This is a genomic window from Rhizobium quercicola (assembly GCF_021168455.1).
Lineage (GTDB): Bacteria > Pseudomonadota > Alphaproteobacteria > Rhizobiales > Rhizobiaceae > Ferranicluibacter > Ferranicluibacter quercicola.
In genome coordinates this window covers 1-16,045 of the sequence record NZ_JAJOZR010000017.1, presented here as the reverse complement: position 1 = coordinate 16,045, position 16,045 = coordinate 1, and the positions used below count along the sequence as shown (strand labels likewise).

Below are 16,045 nucleotides of genomic sequence, written 5' to 3'. Positions count from 1 at the left end.
TCGCCCTAGCGGGCGAGGATATCGCGCATCTCCACGAGATTGGAGCGAACGCGAAGGATGTAGAAGCCCATGGTGGCGAGGTGCGTCGGCATGATCCAGCCGTCCTCGCGGCCGTTGGAGATGATGGCCGGCTGGATGCGCAGCGCCGCGCGGAGCTGCTTCAGGCTTTCCGCCCAGATCGGCGCCAGCCCGCGCTGGGTGATGACGCCGTCGAAATCCGCACCGGCCGCCGCCATCACGCCGTAATAGCCGTAGAGCTGGCCATAGGCGAACCAGAACCGGTCGTCGGCCCGCGTATCGAACCAGCCGCCATTATGGTCTTCGGAACGCTCGCGGATCATCGCGGAGGTATTGCCGATATCGTTGGAAATGCGGTCGATGAACTCGATCAGATTGTCCGAACGCCCGTCGAAGGTCGCCTCGCATTTGACGAGGCTCTCGTTGAACGCCTGCAGATCGCGCTTGGCGGAGCGGTAGAAGCTCGGTGTCGGCGTCTTCGGGCCGAACGGGTCGAGCCCGAAATACCAGGCACCCTCATCGAACTGCATATTGCTGCGGGCCTTCTGCAGGTTCTCGTTGATACCCGACGTCCCCCGCACCCGGCCGAGCGAATCCACCAGCTCGACCGTCGTGCGCCGCACCGCCTGATTGACGCCGCGCTGGAAGGAAGCCTTGTTGTCGAGGAACGGCGTATGGTCCCAGTCCATGCCGAAGAAGCCGGCCTTGTAGAGCAGCATGGAGGAGATCCAGGCATTCTCGTCGACATTGAAGTCGATCAGATCGGAGGCGACATCGACGATCGCCGAGCGCTCGCAGTTCGCCGTTGCAGGGGCCGCGGCACCGGGCGCAAGCTTGACCGGCAGGCCGGCATCCGTCTTGCGCTCCCCGAAATTGTAGCGGTTGACGTAGTCGGGATCGAAGTTCGTCCAGGCCTGCGTGGTATAGACGAAATAGCCGTAGAGGCCGACGAACAGCAGGACGATAGCGGCCACAGGCCCCTTGACGATCCAGCCGCCGCTTGCCCGGAACCAGCCGGCAAACCTCACGAAGGGAAACAGGAGCCAGGAAATGGCAAGGCCCAGCCCCCGGCCAATGGCGGAAAAGAGGCGCTGGAAGAACGCGACGACCGGTTCGAGCATGAGGGTGTGGTCCTTCTGAGATGACGCTGGGGACAGAGGGCTAAATGACAGGGCGCTTGCCGCCCCGCCTGACATAGGCGCCGCAGCCACCCGCCACAACCGGCTTCCGAGCCCCTCGCGCTTTATTGCGCAGCCGTGCTCTTCAGATAGGCGATCACATCGGCGATATCCCTGTCCGATTTCAGGCCGGCAAAGCTCATGCGCGTGCCGGGAACCATGGCGCGGGGCGCCAGCAGATAGGTCGAAAGCCGCGCCTCGTCCCACACCTTGCCGTCATGCCCGAATGCCGCCATCGCCGTGGAATAGCCATAGCTCTCGACATGCGCGACCGGCCGGCCGACGACGCCCTTGAGGCTGGGGCCGACACGGTTCTCCGGCCCGGTCGCCGTGTGGCAAGCGCCGCATTTGCGAAACACGCGCTCGCCGGACACAGCATCCCCGGCGCGTGCCGCGCCCGTGGCTGCGACGAAGACGATCAGAAGACAATGGGCGAAACCGATGCGCATCTGGCGCTCCCGTGAACGAGGTGGAGACACAGTCTATGCCTCATGCATCCGGTCGTCCCAGTGCCGGCGGCAATAGGACACATATTTCTCGTTGCCGCCGATCTCCACCTGCGCGCCCTCATGCATGACCCGTCCCTGCCCGTCGAGGCGCACCACCATGGTCGCCTTGCGGCCGCAATGGCAGATGGTCCGCACCTCCCGCAGTTCGTCCGCGATCGCCAGAAGCGTTGCCGACCCCGGAAACAGCTGCCCGCGGAAATCGGTGCGCAGGCCGTAGGCCATCACCGGAACGCCCAGCCGGTCGGCCACCCGGGCGAGCTGCCACACCTGCGCCTCGCTGAGAAACTGCGCCTCGTCCACGAACACGCATGCCGCATCCGTCTGCGATATCGCCTCCTTGACGAGCGTATAGAGGTCGTCCGTCACGCTGAAGGCGATCGCATCCGACGACAGGCCGATGCGCGAGGAAACGCGCCCCTCGCCGGCCCGGTCGTCGAAGGCGGCGATCAGCACGACGGTGCGCATGCCGCGCTCTTCGTAATTGTAGGAGGATTGCAGCAGCAGGGTCGACTTGCCCGCATTCATCGTGGCGTAGTGGAAATAGAGCTTTGCCATTGCCGACGATCCTTTCGGGTTTTCCGGCCCACCGCGGGATGGGGCTGCGCTTGACGCCCCGGCCGGCGGCTTCATGCCTGACCCAAGGCCGTTTGGCCAGAGCGCCGTTCCAACGGTCGTCTCCGATCGACGCTGTCATTCTTGCCGTTGCACCTATGCCTCGGCGAACCGATGCCTTATGTTCAGGGTCGCGAACGCTCGACCGTCCTCACGGCGGTCCGGCAGCGCATTGCGGATCGGCGGCCACGGACGTCGATCGTGATCGCGGAATGCGCCATTACGACAGTTCCTGTCGCATTACGGGCCGCGTGCGTTCGCGAGCGCAATACACTGACCCAACCGTCGGATCCTGTTATGCCGAGGATCCGATGCTCTTTCTGACGTCATCACAGGGGAACAAAAAACCAATGACCAGAAGTTTCGCCCGTCTGCTCACGCTGTCCGCCGCCGTCTCTCTGAGCGCGCTGAGCGCCGGAACCGGCTTCGCCGCAGACCCCGCAAGCTGTGCCACCGTCCGCTTCTCCGATGTCGGCTGGACGGACATCACGGCCACGACCGCAACGGTCGCCGCGGTCGTCGAAGGTCTGGGTTACACGCCCGACATCAAGGTGCTCTCCGTTCCCGTCACCTACCAGTCGCTGAAGAACAAGGACATCGACGTCTTCCTCGGCAACTGGATGCCGGCCCAGGAAAAGGACGTCAAACCCTACCTGGACGACAAGACGGTCGAATCGCTCGGCGCGAATCTCGAAGGCGCGAAGTACACGCTGGCCACCAATGCCAAGGGTGCCGCTCTCGGCATCAAGGATTTCGCCGACATCGCCAAGCACAAGGACGAACTCGACGGCAAGATCTATGGCATCGAGCCGGGCAATGATGGCAATCGTCTCGTGATGACGCTGATCGAGAAGAACGAGATGGGCATGGGCGGCCTCGAGGTCGTCGAAAGCTCCGAGCAGGGCATGCTGTCCCAGGTCGCACGCGCCCAGCGGGACGACAAGCCGGTCGTCTGGCTCGGCTGGGCCCCGCACCCGATGAACTCGACCTTCGAGATGACCTATCTCACGGGCGGCGACTCCACCTTCGGCCCGAACTTCGGCGGCGCCACCGTCTACACCAACACGCGCGCCGGATACGTCTCGGAATGCCCGAACATCGGCAAGCTGATCTCCAACGTGAAGTTCACCCTCGACATGGAAAACCATATCATGGGCAAGATCCTCAACGATGGCGAGGAGCCCGAAACGGCGGCGAAGGAATGGCTGAAAGCCAACCCGACCGCGATCGAACCCTGGCTTGCCGGCGTCACGACGCTGGACGGCAAGGATGGCCTGCCGGCCGTCAAGGCGGCGCTCGGCCTCTGATCCAGACACCGGAAGGCGGGGGCAACCCCGCCTTTTCCGCACTGGCATCCGGGCTTTTCCAAGCCCTGTTTCCCCTATATCAATGATCCGTCTTTCTTCGATCCGACCTTTGCGATCTGCGCCCGCGCGGTCCATGATGTCACTGCGATCGATGTCGTATCATCCGTCACTCTTTCAGGAGAGGATCCCGCATGGATTTTCTGACAGGACACCGCGTTCCTATCGGCCAGGGCGCGAAGGCCTTCGTCGACTGGTTGACGACCAATTTCAGTCTGTTCTTCGACCAGCTCTCCAGCTTCCTGTCGGGCGTCGTCTCGGCCATTCTCTTCGTTCTGCAGTATCCGCACCCCCTCGTCGTCGTCGGTCTCGTCACCGTACTCGCCGCCTGGCTCCGCCGGTCGGTCGGCATCACGCTCTTCACGGGTCTTGGCCTGTTGCTGATCATCAATCAGGGCTACTGGAAGGAAACGACGGAAACGCTGGCGCTCGTGCTGGCGGCAAGCGTCGTTTCCATGGCCATCGGCATTCCGCTGGGGATCGCGGCCGCACGCCGTGCCTGGGTTTACGCCTTCATGCGCCCCGTGCTCGACCTGATGCAAACCATCCCGACCTTCGTCTATCTCATTCCGGCGCTGATCCTCTTCGGTCTCGGCATGGTGCCCGGGCTGATCGCCACCGTCATCTTCGCCATTCCCGCCCCCATCCGCCTGACCCGACTCGGGATCATCTCGACACCGCCCTCGCTCACCGAGGCGGCCGTCTCCTTCGGCGCCACGCCGTCGCAGGTCTTGCGCAAGATCGAGCTGCCCTTCGCCACGCCGCAGATCATGGCCGGCCTCACCCAGACGATCATGCTGTCTCTGTCCATGGTGGTCATCTCGGCCCTCGTCGGTGCCAACGGGCTCGGCGTTCCCGTGCTGCGCGCGCTGAACACGGTCAACGTCGCCAAGGGCTTCGAAGCCGGCCTCTGTATCGTCATCCTCGCGATCATTCTCGATCGCCTCTTCCGCTCTTCGGATGAAGGAGAAGGCGCATGAGCGATGCCGTGATCTTCGAAAATGTCGATATCGTCTTCGGCGAACGCCCCGAACGGGCCCTGCAGATGGTCGATTCCGGAAAAACCCGCGACGAGATCGGCGATGCCACGGGCCTCGTCCTCGGCGTGGCCGGCGCATCGCTGACCGTGCGCGAAGGCGAAATCCTCGTGCTGATGGGCCTGTCGGGCTCCGGCAAGTCGACGCTGCTGCGGGCGGTCAACGGCCTGGCGCCGGTGGTGCGCGGCAATGTCAGCGTGAAGACGGGCACCGGCACGATTGATCCCTACCGCGCAACGTCCAAGGCCCTGCGCGACTTCCGTATGCACACCGTTTCCATGGTGTTCCAGCAGTTCGCGCTCCTGCCCTGGCGCACGGTCGAGGACAATGTCGGCTTCGGTCTGGAACTGGCCGGCGTGCCGGATGCCGAGCGCCGGCGCCGGGTCGGCGAGCAGCTGGAACTGGTGAACCTCACGCAGTGGGCCGGCCGCAAGGTGCAGGAACTCTCAGGCGGCATGCAGCAGCGCGTCGGCCTCGCCCGGGCCTTTGCCACCGGCGCGCCGATTCTCCTGATGGACGAGCCTTTTTCGGCGCTCGACCCGCTCATCCGCACGCGGCTGCAGGACGAGCTTCTCGAGTTCCAGCGCCGGCTGAAAAAGACCATCCTCTTCGTCAGCCACGATCTGGACGAGGCCTTCCGCATCGGCAACCGCATCGCCATCATGGAAGGCGGACGCATCATCCAGTGCGGAACGCCGCAGGAGATCGTGAAGAACCCCGCCAACCAGTATGTCGCCGATTTCGTGCAGCACATGAACCCGATCACCATGCTGACCGCGACCGATGTCATGCAGCACGGCCTGGCACAGCGCGCCGCACCCGGCGGCGTCAGTGCCACGGCCGCGCCCGACACGCCGCTGATCGACATTCTCGACGCGATGACGCGGCAGCCGGGCGCGATCGGCGTGGTCGAGAACGGTTCGGTCATCGGAACCATCGACGCTCAGGATGTGATCGAGGGCCTGACGCGGCATCGAACCCGCCCCTGACGATCGGTCGCCGAACCGTTTGAATGGTTCGGCCGATGCGGCTTCACGAGACAGCGTCGCCCTGTCGTCTGCCAGTGCGTCGTTCGCGGAACCCGTGCCGCGAGCGACGGGCTGTCGGGACAACAGAAAGGCCGGAGATGGCAGAGAAACCACACGTCTTGCGCGAGACGGACGATGCCGCGCGAAAGCTCGCCCGCCTGGTCCTGCGGGAACAGCGCAGTGCAGCCATGGCCGTTCTCGAACCGGGCTGCGACGGTTTCCCCTTCGTCAGCCGAATCCTCCTCGGCTTCGACATCGACGGCACGCCCGTCATCCTCGCCTCACGGTTGGCAACGCATACGCAGGCGCTGCTCGCCGATGTCAGGTGCTCCCTGCTGGCGGGGCGCACCGGCAAAGGCGATCCGCTCGCGCATCCGCGAATCACCGTGCAATGCGAGGCGGAACCCGTGTCGCAGACCGATGCGCGGCACGCGCGCCTGCGGTCCCGCTTCCTGCGGCGCCACCCCAAGGCACAGCTCTACATCGATTTTCCCGACTTCCTGTTCTTCCGCCTGACGCCAAGGCGCGCAAGCTTCAATGCCGGCTTCGGCCAAGCCTATGCGCTGGAAGGAAACGACCTTCTGATCGCTTCGCAGGCACGGGAAGAAATCGCGACAGCAGAGCCGCTCCTTCTTGACGAACTCCGAAGCAACGCAGATGCTGTCACATATCGGATTGGGGACGATCCGGAGCCCGTTACTCCGGGCTGGCAAGTGACCGGCATCGATGCCGAGGGGGTCGATCTTGCACTGGGAGACGCCGTCCGTCGGGTGTCCTTTCCCCGGCAGGTTGAAAACGTCGCAGATCTCCGTGCAATGTTCGTCAAACTTTACCGTTAACTCGGCAGAAGTACCCCTAAATCTCGCATAGGCCTGTTGTTCCCTTTATGCGTCATGCCTAATTGTCTCATTCTAGCCGCACCAAAATGGGTGGGGCCAAGACGTCGCATGGAGTATGGCATGGAAACGATCCCTCCCCACCAGCATGAAAAAGCCGAGGTCGCTGCGGATTTCCTCTCGGCTATGGCCAACCCGAAGCGGCTGCTGATCCTGAACGAACTGGTCAAGGGTGAAATGGCTGTCGGAGCGCTTGCGGCTCAGGTCGGCCTTAGTCAGTCTGCGCTTTCGCAACACCTGTCGAAGCTTCGGGCCCAGAGCCTCGTTACGACACGCCGCGATGCACAGACGATCTACTATTCGTCCTCGTCCGAGTCTGTTCTGAAAGTCCTTTCGATGCTGTCCGAAATCTACGGCGCAGCAGATGCGAAGGAAGAAGCGCAGCCGCGTCGCCGATCTGCCTGACCTTGCGCGAAGTCCTCTGCCACGGGCGAAAGCCGAGAGTGACAGCGGCGTGACGCGGACGGGCATCGAAGGATAATGCTCACCTCGGTTGCATCCGGGATGGGTCCATTTTTGCGTGCTTAAAGCCGGGGGCCGACGTGGTTCCTGGCTTTTTCTTTGACAGCATCCCGAAATGTCAACTTTCACTTAAACAGGTCACCGGAAAACCTCGGAGATCACCCTGCGCCCATGTCTTAAATAAGTCAATAGTGACTACTTGAGGAAATGTGCATTTTCGAGGAAATGATGCATATCCTGCCGGCCCGCGGGTAGCCCGACACGTGCGGCATGTCTTGACGCTCTCAGGCCCGCTGATAGTTTGACCGTCGGATAAAATTCGCCGATCCATTCAAACGCCAAATGGCCGTTCTGGCCATGGAGACCGTCATGTCGAATCGCCTCAACGCCACCCCTAACGATCTGCGCGCCTTCTGGATGCCGTTCACCTCGAATCGGCAGTTCAAGAAGGAACCGCGCATGTTCGTCTCGGCGAAGGACATGCACTACAAGACGCATGACGGCCGCACCGTTCTCGACGGCACCGCCGGGCTCTGGTGCGTCAACGCCGGGCACTGCCGCCCGCTGATCACCGAGGCCATCCGCGAACAGGCTGGCGAACTGGATTACGCTCCCGCCTTCCAGCTCGGCCACCCCAAGGCCTTCGAGCTTGCCAACCGGCTCGTGGATATCGCGCCCGATGGCTTCAATCATGTGCTCTACACCAATTCCGGCTCCGAATCGGTGGACACGGCTCTCAAGGTCGCGCTGGCCTATCACCGTGTGAAGGGCGACGGCGCCCGTTCGCGCCTCATCGGCCGGGAGCGCGGCTATCACGGCGTCAATTTCGGCGGCATTTCCGTCGGCGGAATCGTCTCGAACCGCAAGATGTTCGGCACGCTGCTCAGCGGTGTCGATCATATGCCGCACACGCACATGCCGGACCGGAACGCCTTCACCAAGGGCGAGCCCGAGCATGGCGGCGACATCGCCTCTGAACTGGAACGCATCGTCACCCTGCACGACGCCTCGACGATTGCCGCCGTGATCGTGGAGCCGGTCGCGGGCTCGACCGGCGTGCTCATCCCGCCGAAGGGCTACCTGCAGAAGCTGCGGGAGATCTGCACCAAGCACGGCATTCTCCTGATCTTCGACGAGGTCATCACCGGCTACGGCCGTCTCGGCACGCCGTTCGCGGCACAGTATTTCGACGTCATGCCGGACATGATCGTCACGGCAAAGGGCCTGACCAACGGGGTCATCCCCATGGGCGCGGTGTTCGTGACGTCGGAGATCCATGACGCGTTCATGCAGGGTCCGGAGCACATGATCGAGTTCTTCCACGGCTATACCTATTCCGGCAACCCGATCGCCTCGGCCGCCGCCATCGCGACGCTCGACACCTATCGAGACGAGGGTCTTCTCACCCGTGCGGCCACGCTCGCGCCGTACTGGGAAAAGGCCCTGCACGGGCTCCGCGATTGCCCGCACGTCATCGACATCCGCAACATCGGCCTCATCGGCGCGATCGAACTCGCGCCGATTGCCGGCGAACCGACCAAGCGCGCCTTCTCCGCCTTCCTGAAGGCCTACGAGAACGGCCTGTTGATCCGCACCACCGGCGACACGATCGCCTTGTCGCCGCCGCTGATCATCACCGAAGCGCAGATCGACGAACTCGTTGCCGGCATCCGGCATGTGCTCGAAACCGGCATCTGAGCGACCATCGTCTTCTCCCGCGGCACAGAACCGCGGCGGGAGAGGATCGACGACACACAGCATTCCGAAATGCCCGAACCGCTGGAGGTCGCCCCTTGCTCCGCGTCAGGCCGCCCTCCCCGTGAGCATGAACCTTGCCGACCATGAGCATTCCCAAGCGCCACCCCTATGATTTCGACCCCACCTACGGTCTGGGGCTTGCCGATCTGCGCGCGATCCGGCCGCCGCCGGAAGTGGAGGGGTTCGACGCCTTCTGGGAGGCACGCTACGACAAGGCTCTTTCCATAGAGCCGAGGCCGAGCCTCACGCGCTCGGCAACGCAGCATCGAAAATGGATCGTCCACGATCTTTCCTATACCTCGACGGACGGCTTCCGCATCGGCGGCTGGCTTCTCGTTCCCCACCACGGCACGGTGCGCCGCGGCCTCGTCGTCGGCCATGGCTACGGCGGACGCGACCAGCCGGATCTCGATCTGCCGGTCGAGGACACGGCGATCCTCTTTCCCTGCTTCCGCGGCCTTTCCCGCAGTTCGCGCGCGCCGATCTCGTCCGATCCCGCGTGGCACGTGCTGCACGACATCGACAAGCCGGACCGCTACATCATCGGCGGCTGCGTCGAGGATCTCTGGGTCGCCGTGACCGTGCTGAACACGCTTTTTCCCGGCACGAAGAACCGTGTGGGCTATAGCGGCATCAGCCTCGGCGGCGGCATCGGCGCGCTCGCCCTGCCCTATGACGCGCGGATCGACCGCGGCCACCTCGTCGTTCCCACCTTCGGAAACCGGCCGATCTGGCTGACGCTGCCTACCATCGGCAGTGCCCGCGCCGTACAGGCCTATGGGCGGACGCATCCGGAGGTCGAGGAGACGCTCCGGCTTTTCGATGCGGCAACCGCTGCCACCCGCATGACCGTGCCGCTGCTCTGCGCCGTCGCACGCTTCGATCCCGCGGTCGCCCCGCCCTGCCAGTTTTCCGTCGCCAACGCGCTGCCGATCAAGGATTGTAACGAAATCTTCATCCTCGACGCCGGGCATTTCGATTATCCTGGCCGGACGGCGCAGGCCTCTGCGCTGATGGCAAAAGTCGGGAACCTCTTCGGGACACCATGAATCGCGAATATCTGCGCTGGTACAGTCCGCGGCTCCATCGTGACATGGAGTTGCTGGTGTTCGGGCATGCCGGTGCGAAAGTGCTGATGTTTCCGACGCGCGAGGGGCGATTCTGGGAATACGAGACGCTCGGCCTCGTCGATGCGCTGGGGGAAAAGGTCCGCGCCGGTCATCTCCAGCTGTTCTGCATCGAGGGGCTCGCGCGCGAAACCTTCTACGACCGCAGCCGCCACCCCGCCGATCGACTCCGCCGCCACAAGGCGCTGGAGGAATACGTTCTCAACGAAGTGCTGCCGCTCATGGCGCACAAGAACCCGCACGGCGCCACCATCGTGCAGGGTTGCAGCCTCGGCGCCTATCAGGCCGCCAGCCTCGTCTTCCGCCACCCGCACCTCTTCTCCAAGCTCGTCGCCTTTTCCGGGCGCTACGACCTGACGCTGGAGATCGAGAGCTTCTCGAACCTGCTCGACGGCCACTACGACGACGAGGTCTATTTCCACACCCCGACGCATTTCCTGCCCGGCCTGTCGCAGGACTGGCGGCTCGATCGGCTGCGGTCCGTCGATATCGTTCTCACCATCGGCAATGCCGACCCCTTCCTCGACAACAATCGCCATCTGAGCCAGCTGCTCAGCGAGAAAGGCGTCGGCCACCAGCTTCATGTCTGGGACGGTCGCGCCCATCGGGGCCAGTCCTGGCGCAAGATGGCCGCGCTCTACATCTGACGGCCACGCCGACCGATGCAAAGCGCCCCGGCGAGAGAACAATGCGCGTGCCGCCCTTCCCCTGCCCGCTCCACCCTCTATGATGGGCGCTGGTGCACTGCACCGGACGTCGCCAACCCTTCATGCTGCCTGTCACCGCCAGAATCGGAGCTTTCATGTCCGCCTCCCTCTCCGACCGAATCGACCAGGGCACGGGCCGCGTCGCCGCCGACATCGTCCTCAAGAACGGCCGCTTCTTCGACCTCGTCACCGGCGAATGCATCGAGTCCGACATCGCCCTCTGCGGCGACCGTATCGTCGGCACCTGCGGCAGCTATCAGGGCGTCGAGGAGATAGACATTTCCGGCTGCATCGTCGTGCCCGGCTTCATCGACACGCATCTGCACATCGAATCCTCGCTGGTCACACCGCACGAGTTCGACCGTTGCGTTCTGCCCTACGGCGTCACGACCGCCATCTGCGACCCGCACGAGATCGCCAATGTGCTCGGCACGGAAGGCATCGAATTCTTCCTCGACAGCGCCCGCGAGACCATCATGGATATCCGCGTGCAGCTGTCGAGCTGCGTGCCGGCGACCCATCTGGAGACATCGGGCGCCAACCTGCCGATCGAGACCCTTCTGCCCTATCGGGATCACGAGAAGGTCATCGGCCTTGCCGAGTTCATGAACTTTCCGGGCGTCATCCACAAGGACCCGGTCTGCCTCGCCAAGCTCGAGGCTTTTCAGGACGGCCATATCGACGGCCATGCGCCGCTGCTCCGCGGTCTCGACCTCAACGGCTACCTCTCGGCCGGCATCCGCACCGATCACGAATGCACGACAGCGGAGGAAGCGCTCGAGAAGATCCGCAAGGGCATGCACATCCTCGTGCGTGAGGGCTCTGTATCGAAAGACCTCCACGCCCTGATGCCGATCCTCACCGAACGGCTGTCACCCTTTCTTGCGCTGTGCACCGACGATCGCAATCCGCTCGATATCGCCGAGGAAGGGCACCTCGACTACATGATCCGAGAGGCCATCGCCCATAGCGTGGACCCGCTCGTCGTCTATCGCGCCGCCTCCATCTCCGCCGCGCGCGCCTTCGGCTTGAGGGACCGGGGACTGGTGGCCCCGGGCTGGCGCGCGGATCTCGTGGTGCTGGAGAGCCTCGAGACCTGCAAGGCGCAGATGGTCTTCTCCGGCGGCCGCCGCGTCACCGACGCCCTGTTTGCCACGCGTCGCCCCGTGGCACCCGTCGGGCTCGACAGCGTCAGGGCGGGACACATCCACGCCGCCGCCTTCGCCGTGCCCTATACGGAGGGCGAAACCTCCGTCATCGGCGTGCTTCCCGGCAAGATCATCACCGAACATCGCCGCTTTCAGCTGCCGGCGGACGGCAACCAGACAGGCGTCGATCTCGGACGCGACATCATCAAGGTCGCCGTCATCGAACGCCATGGCGTCAACGGCAATCATGCCAATGGCTTCGTCCAGGGCTTCGGCCTGAGAACGGGCGCCATCGCCTCCACGGTCGGTCACGACAGTCACAATATCTGCGTCGTCGGTGTCGATCCCGACGACATGGCGCTCGCCGCCAATCGGCTGGGCGAGATCAAGGGCGGCTTCGTCGTGGTCGAGAACGGCGTCGTCACCGGCGAAATCGCTCTCCCTGTCGCAGGTCTGATGAGCCTCGAGCCCTATGAGAGTGTCCGCGACACGCTCCACCACCTCCGCCAGGCCGCCTTCGCCCTCGGCGCAACGCTGCAGGAACCCTTCCTCCAACTGGCTTTCCTGCCCCTGCCCGTGATCCCGCATCTGAAGATCTCGGATAAGGGGCTGGTGGATGTGGATCGGTTCATGCTGATCGGGTGAGGGACGGTCTTGGCAGCAACAGACGCGTATCGTACTCTGTATGCACGATCGGAGATCAGCATGAGCCGCCTCGAACATATCGAAAAATCGGTAACCGAACTATCCGCCGAAGAACTGGCGGAGTTTACGCGCTGGTTCGAAGATCTGCAGGCAAAGCGCTGGGACGAGCGTTTCGAAGCGGATGCCACAGCCGGAAAACTCGATGCGCTGGCCGATGACGCCCTGTCGGAGCTCGCTGCAGGAAGAGCACGACGCCTTTGAAGCATCACGCGACCGCCGCGTTCTGGACATGCTACGACGCACTTCCTGCGCATGTGCGAAAGGTCGCGGATCGCAATTTCGATATCCTGAAGCGTGATCCTCACCACCCTTCCCTTCATCTCAAGCAGGTGGGGCGCTTCTGGTCCGCTCGTGTCGGATCATCCTGGCGAGCCCTCGCCGTCAGGGACGGCGAAGACCTCGTCTGGTTCTGGATCGGCTCGCATGCCGATTACGACAAGCTTCTAGCCTGACACCCGCCCACAAAACGCATCCAGCGCCTCCAGCACGATCTCGCCGTTCTCGAGGCGCGCCGTGTCGAAGCCCGGCAAGGAGAGTGCCTCGGCGATCGTCATGCCCTTGGGCAGCGTCACGCTTTGCGGGCCGCGGCGGAGGTTGAAGACGAAGAGGAGTTTCGCGCCCGCCTTCTCGCGGGTGAAGATCAGGATGTCCTGATTGGTGTCGAGGAAGGTCATCCCGCCGTCGAAGAGTTCGGCGTGCGCCTTGCGGAAGGCGAGCGTCGCGCGGTAGTGCGCGAGCACCGAGCCGGGGTCCGCATCCTGCACATCGACGGCGATGGCCTTGTGCACGTCCGGCACCGGCAGCCAGGGCTGCCCCGTGGAGAAGCCACCGCTCTGGCCTTCATGTTCCCAGGGCATCGGCGTACGGCATCCGTCGCGGCCCTTGAAGGCCGGCCAGAAGCGGATGCCGTAGGGATCGCGCAGTTCGTGCAGTTCGAGCTCCGCTTCGGGAAGCGCCAGCTCCTCGCCCTGATACAGGCAGATCGAGCCGCGCACACTGGCAAGCACGGAGATCGCCAGCTTGCCGATCCGCTCCCGCTCGCTTTCGTTCTGGATGAAACGCGTCACGTGGCGTTGAACGTCATGGTTGGAAAACGCCCAGCAGACCCAGCCGTCGGTCACCGATTCCTGAAACGACGAGACGCAGTGCTTGATATGGCTTGCCGTGAAGTCGGGCCCTAGAAGATCGAAGGTGTAGCACATGTGCAGCTTGTCACCGCCGCTAACATAGGCCGCCAGCGTCTTCAGCGACCGCCCGCCATCGCCGACCTCGCCGACGGCCGTGCGATCGTCATAGTCTTCCAGCAGTGCCCGGAACCGCTTGAGGAAGCCGATATTCTCCGGTTGCGTCTTGTCGTAAAGGTGGCTCTGCATGCCGTAAGGGTTGACGTCGGGCGCATCGAGGCCCGGCCCGTCGTCCCCGAGCCCCAGAGGCGGGTTGTCGCGCAGCTCCTTGTCATGGAAGTAGTAGTTGACCGTATCGAGCCGGAAGCCGTCCACGCCGCGCTCCAGCCAGAAGCGAACCGTGTCGAGCACGGCCTCCTGGACATCCGGATTGTGGAAGTTCAGGTCGGGCTGCGAGCCGAGGAAGTTGTGAAGATAATACTGCCGGCGCACGCCGTCCCATTCCCAGGCCGGACCGCCGAAGATCGACAGCCAGTTGTTCGGCGCGGTTCCGTCGGGCTTCGCGTCCGCCCAGACATACCAGTCGGCACGCGCATTGTTGCGGCTCGCCCGGCTCTCCTTGAACCAGGGATGCTGGTCGGACGTGTGCGAGATCACCTGATCGATGATGATCTTCAGGCCGAGGCGATGCGCCTCCGCCAGCATCGTGTCGAAATCGGCCAGCGTTCCGAACATCGGATCGACATCGCAGTAATCCGAAACGTCGTAGCCCATGTCGGCCATGGGCGAGGTGAAGAAGGGGGAGAGCCAGATGGCATCGACGCCGAGATCGGCGATGTGCGGCAGCCGCGCCGTGATGCCCGGCAGGTCCCCGATACCGTCTCCGTTCGTATCCTGGAACGAGCGCGGATAGACCTGGTAGATCACCGCGCCGCGCCACCAGTCCGGGTTGGTCTTCGAGGACGAGGCCATGGACGATTCCTTCTGGAATGAGGGGGACGGCCGATGTTTTAACGTCCGGAACCCCGTGAAGCAATGTCGCAAGACCGCCTTTCGGCCACGACCGTGCGAACAACCGTCTCATTAAGGCACAGCAAATGGACGCGCCGCCTTGCCATCCCCGCCTGCAGGCTTTATCCGGCAAAAAGCAACGAGGAGAACAGCGATGGCACGGCTTCTGGCGATCGGCGAATGCATGGTGGAACTCGGCGATGCCGGCAGCGGTCTGCTGCGCAAGGGCTTTGCCGGCGACACGTTGAACGCCGCCTATTATGCCCGGACCTACCTGCCTGCGGCGGTGGACGTCGCCTATCTCAGTGCCGTCGGCACCGATCTCCTGTCGCAGGAAATGCTCGCCTTCATCGAGGGCAAGGCCATTGTCACCGAGGACATCCGGCAGATCGAGGGTGCCGCCCCCGGCCTCTACATGATCCACCTCAAGGATGGCGAGCGCAGCTTTTCCTACTGGCGCTCAGCGTCGGCCGCCCGAAAGCTCGCAGACGATGCGGCGCATCTGCGCCGCGCCATCGACAAGGCCGACACCATTATTTTCTCCGGCATCACGCTGGCCATCCTGTCGCCCGACGCGCGAGAAACCTTGATCCTGGAACTGCGCCGCGCGAAGGCTGCGGGCAAGCGCGTCGTCTTCGACCCGAACATCCGCCCCCGTCTGTGGGAAGACGCAGCCACCCTGCGTGCCGTCGTGGAGGCCGGCGCCCGCGCCTCGACCGTCCTCCTGCCGAGCTTCGATGACGAGCAGGTGCATTTCGGCGATACCGACCCCGAGGCAACGATCGTGCGCTACCGGCAGTGGGGCGCTGAAACGGTCCTCGTCAAGAACGGTGGCGGGGATGCCCTGCTCTCCGACGGCGGAGACGACGTCGCACGCATATCGCCCCCGAAGGTCGATGTCGTGGTCGACACCACCAGCGCCGGCGACAGCTTCAACGGTGCGTTTCTGGCGAGAGTTCTGGCAGGCGTGGCCCCGGCCGAAGCCGCCGCCTTCGCCGCCCGCGTCGCCGCGGCCGTCATCGCGCATCATGGCGCGCTCGTACCCGCCGAGCACCTACCCCAGGCATGATCCCACTTGCACGACGCCCGTTCGCGTAAAGAATGACGCGAGCGGGCGCGTCTAAATGTCGGGATCGACTCGCAAACGTCGCCGCGTCCCGATGCAGATCGGGCCGGGTTCCTTGTCAAAGATTGGGAAAATCGCTCTTACAGAAAAGACGAGCGCAAGCGAACGCTAGAGTCTGTCAGGCTGTTATTGCACCATACCCTGCGTGTCGCAGGTACGCGGCGCATTCTGTTGGGCTGAAGTGAGTGAGGAGGCTTCCGACCTCGCGCCAAGCCTCCTCGATCGTTCGGCGGTC

16 protein-coding genes are annotated in these 16,045 nt (G+C 63.8%); 12 read left to right on the top strand and 4 right to left on the bottom strand.

Translation table 11 applies throughout. The features are described from left to right. Nucleotides 1-5: 5 nt before the first annotated feature. The 3 genes from LRX75_RS21035 to LRX75_RS21025 form a co-directional block, all read right to left on the bottom strand. Nucleotides 6-1,139 carry a DUF2333 family protein gene (locus LRX75_RS21035; RefSeq protein ID WP_231816605.1) on the bottom strand — a complete coding sequence of 378 codons (1,134 nt, stop codon included), beginning with the start codon at nt 1,137-1,139 and terminating at the stop codon, nt 6-8. Nucleotides 1,140-1,261: 122 nt separating this feature from the next. Beyond that, entirely contained in the window at nt 1,262-1,645 is a 384-nt protein-coding gene (locus LRX75_RS21030; RefSeq protein ID WP_231816604.1) for a c-type cytochrome, read from the bottom strand. A gap of 33 nt (nt 1,646-1,678) precedes the next feature. Beyond that, nucleotides 1,679-2,260: a thymidine kinase gene (locus LRX75_RS21025; RefSeq protein ID WP_113150668.1), complete on the bottom strand. Its 582-nt coding sequence runs from the start codon at nt 2,258-2,260 to the stop codon at nt 1,679-1,681. A gap of 407 nt (nt 2,261-2,667) precedes the next feature. On the opposite strand from LRX75_RS21025, the gene LRX75_RS21020 reads away from it, so the two are divergent. The 11 genes from LRX75_RS21020 to LRX75_RS20970 all read left to right on the top strand — a co-directional run bounded on the left by LRX75_RS21020 (nt 2,668) and on the right by LRX75_RS20970 (nt 13,001). Continuing rightward, the gene (locus LRX75_RS21020; RefSeq protein ID WP_231816603.1) at nt 2,668-3,624 is read left to right on the top strand and encodes a choline ABC transporter substrate-binding protein; all 957 of its coding nucleotides are present in this window, start codon (nt 2,668-2,670) and stop codon (nt 3,622-3,624) included. Between the two features lie 191 nt (nt 3,625-3,815). Beyond that, complete coding sequence (gene choW / locus LRX75_RS21015) at nt 3,816-4,661, top strand: choline ABC transporter permease subunit (RefSeq protein ID WP_113150670.1); 846 nt, start codon at nt 3,816-3,818, stop codon at nt 4,659-4,661. Continuing rightward, entirely contained in the window at nt 4,658-5,707 is a 1,050-nt protein-coding gene (choV, locus tag LRX75_RS21010; RefSeq protein WP_231816602.1) for a choline ABC transporter ATP-binding protein, read from the top strand. Before choW ends, choV begins: the two co-directional genes overlap by 4 nt. A gap of 137 nt (nt 5,708-5,844) precedes the next feature. Continuing rightward, nucleotides 5,845-6,585 (top strand): HugZ family pyridoxamine 5'-phosphate oxidase, encoded by a 741-nt coding sequence (locus LRX75_RS21005; RefSeq protein ID WP_231816601.1) that lies wholly within the window; start codon nt 5,845-5,847, stop codon nt 6,583-6,585. Between the two features lie 120 nt (nt 6,586-6,705). Then, nucleotides 6,706-7,047: an ArsR/SmtB family transcription factor gene (locus LRX75_RS21000; protein ID WP_092934751.1), complete on the top strand. Its 342-nt coding sequence runs from the start codon at nt 6,706-6,708 to the stop codon at nt 7,045-7,047. Between the two features lie 426 nt (nt 7,048-7,473). Continuing rightward, complete coding sequence (gene aptA, locus LRX75_RS20995; RefSeq protein WP_231816600.1) at nt 7,474-8,802, top strand: omega-aminotransferase AptA; 1,329 nt, start codon at nt 7,474-7,476, stop codon at nt 8,800-8,802. A 143-nt stretch (nt 8,803-8,945) separates the two neighbouring features. After that, complete coding sequence (locus LRX75_RS20990) at nt 8,946-9,911, top strand: acetylxylan esterase (protein WP_231816599.1); 966 nt, start codon at nt 8,946-8,948, stop codon at nt 9,909-9,911. Next, the gene (locus LRX75_RS20985) at nt 9,908-10,636 is read left to right on the top strand and encodes an esterase family protein (protein WP_231816598.1); all 729 of its coding nucleotides are present in this window, start codon (nt 9,908-9,910) and stop codon (nt 10,634-10,636) included. The genes LRX75_RS20990 and LRX75_RS20985 overlap by 4 nt, the downstream gene beginning before the upstream one ends. A 155-nt stretch (nt 10,637-10,791) precedes the next feature. After that, nucleotides 10,792-12,489 carry an adenine deaminase gene (gene ade, locus LRX75_RS20980; RefSeq protein ID WP_231816597.1) on the top strand — a complete coding sequence of 566 codons (1,698 nt, stop codon included), beginning with the start codon at nt 10,792-10,794 and terminating at the stop codon, nt 12,487-12,489. 60 nt (nt 12,490-12,549) lie between these two features. Then, on the top strand, nt 12,550-12,750 hold the full coding sequence (locus LRX75_RS20975) for a hypothetical protein (protein WP_231816596.1): 201 nt from the start codon (nt 12,550-12,552) through the stop codon (nt 12,748-12,750). A 53-nt stretch (nt 12,751-12,803) separates the two neighbouring features. Further along, entirely contained in the window at nt 12,804-13,001 is a 198-nt protein-coding gene (locus LRX75_RS20970) for a ParE family toxin-like protein (RefSeq protein WP_476748528.1), read from the top strand. On the opposite strand, the gene bglA is transcribed toward LRX75_RS20970, so the two are convergent. Beyond that, nucleotides 12,993-14,645, bottom strand: a complete 1,653-nt coding sequence (gene bglA / locus LRX75_RS20965; protein WP_231816594.1) for a beta-galactosidase BglA — start codon at nt 14,643-14,645, stop codon at nt 12,993-12,995. The two genes, LRX75_RS20970 and bglA, sit on opposite strands and share 9 nt — an antisense overlap. Before the next feature lie 193 nt (nt 14,646-14,838). Here bglA and LRX75_RS20960 point away from each other — a divergent pair, with 193 nt between their 5' ends. Continuing rightward, entirely contained in the window at nt 14,839-15,753 is a 915-nt protein-coding gene (locus LRX75_RS20960; RefSeq protein ID WP_231816593.1) for a sugar kinase, read from the top strand. The last annotated feature ends 292 nt before the right edge of the window (nt 15,754-16,045 follow it).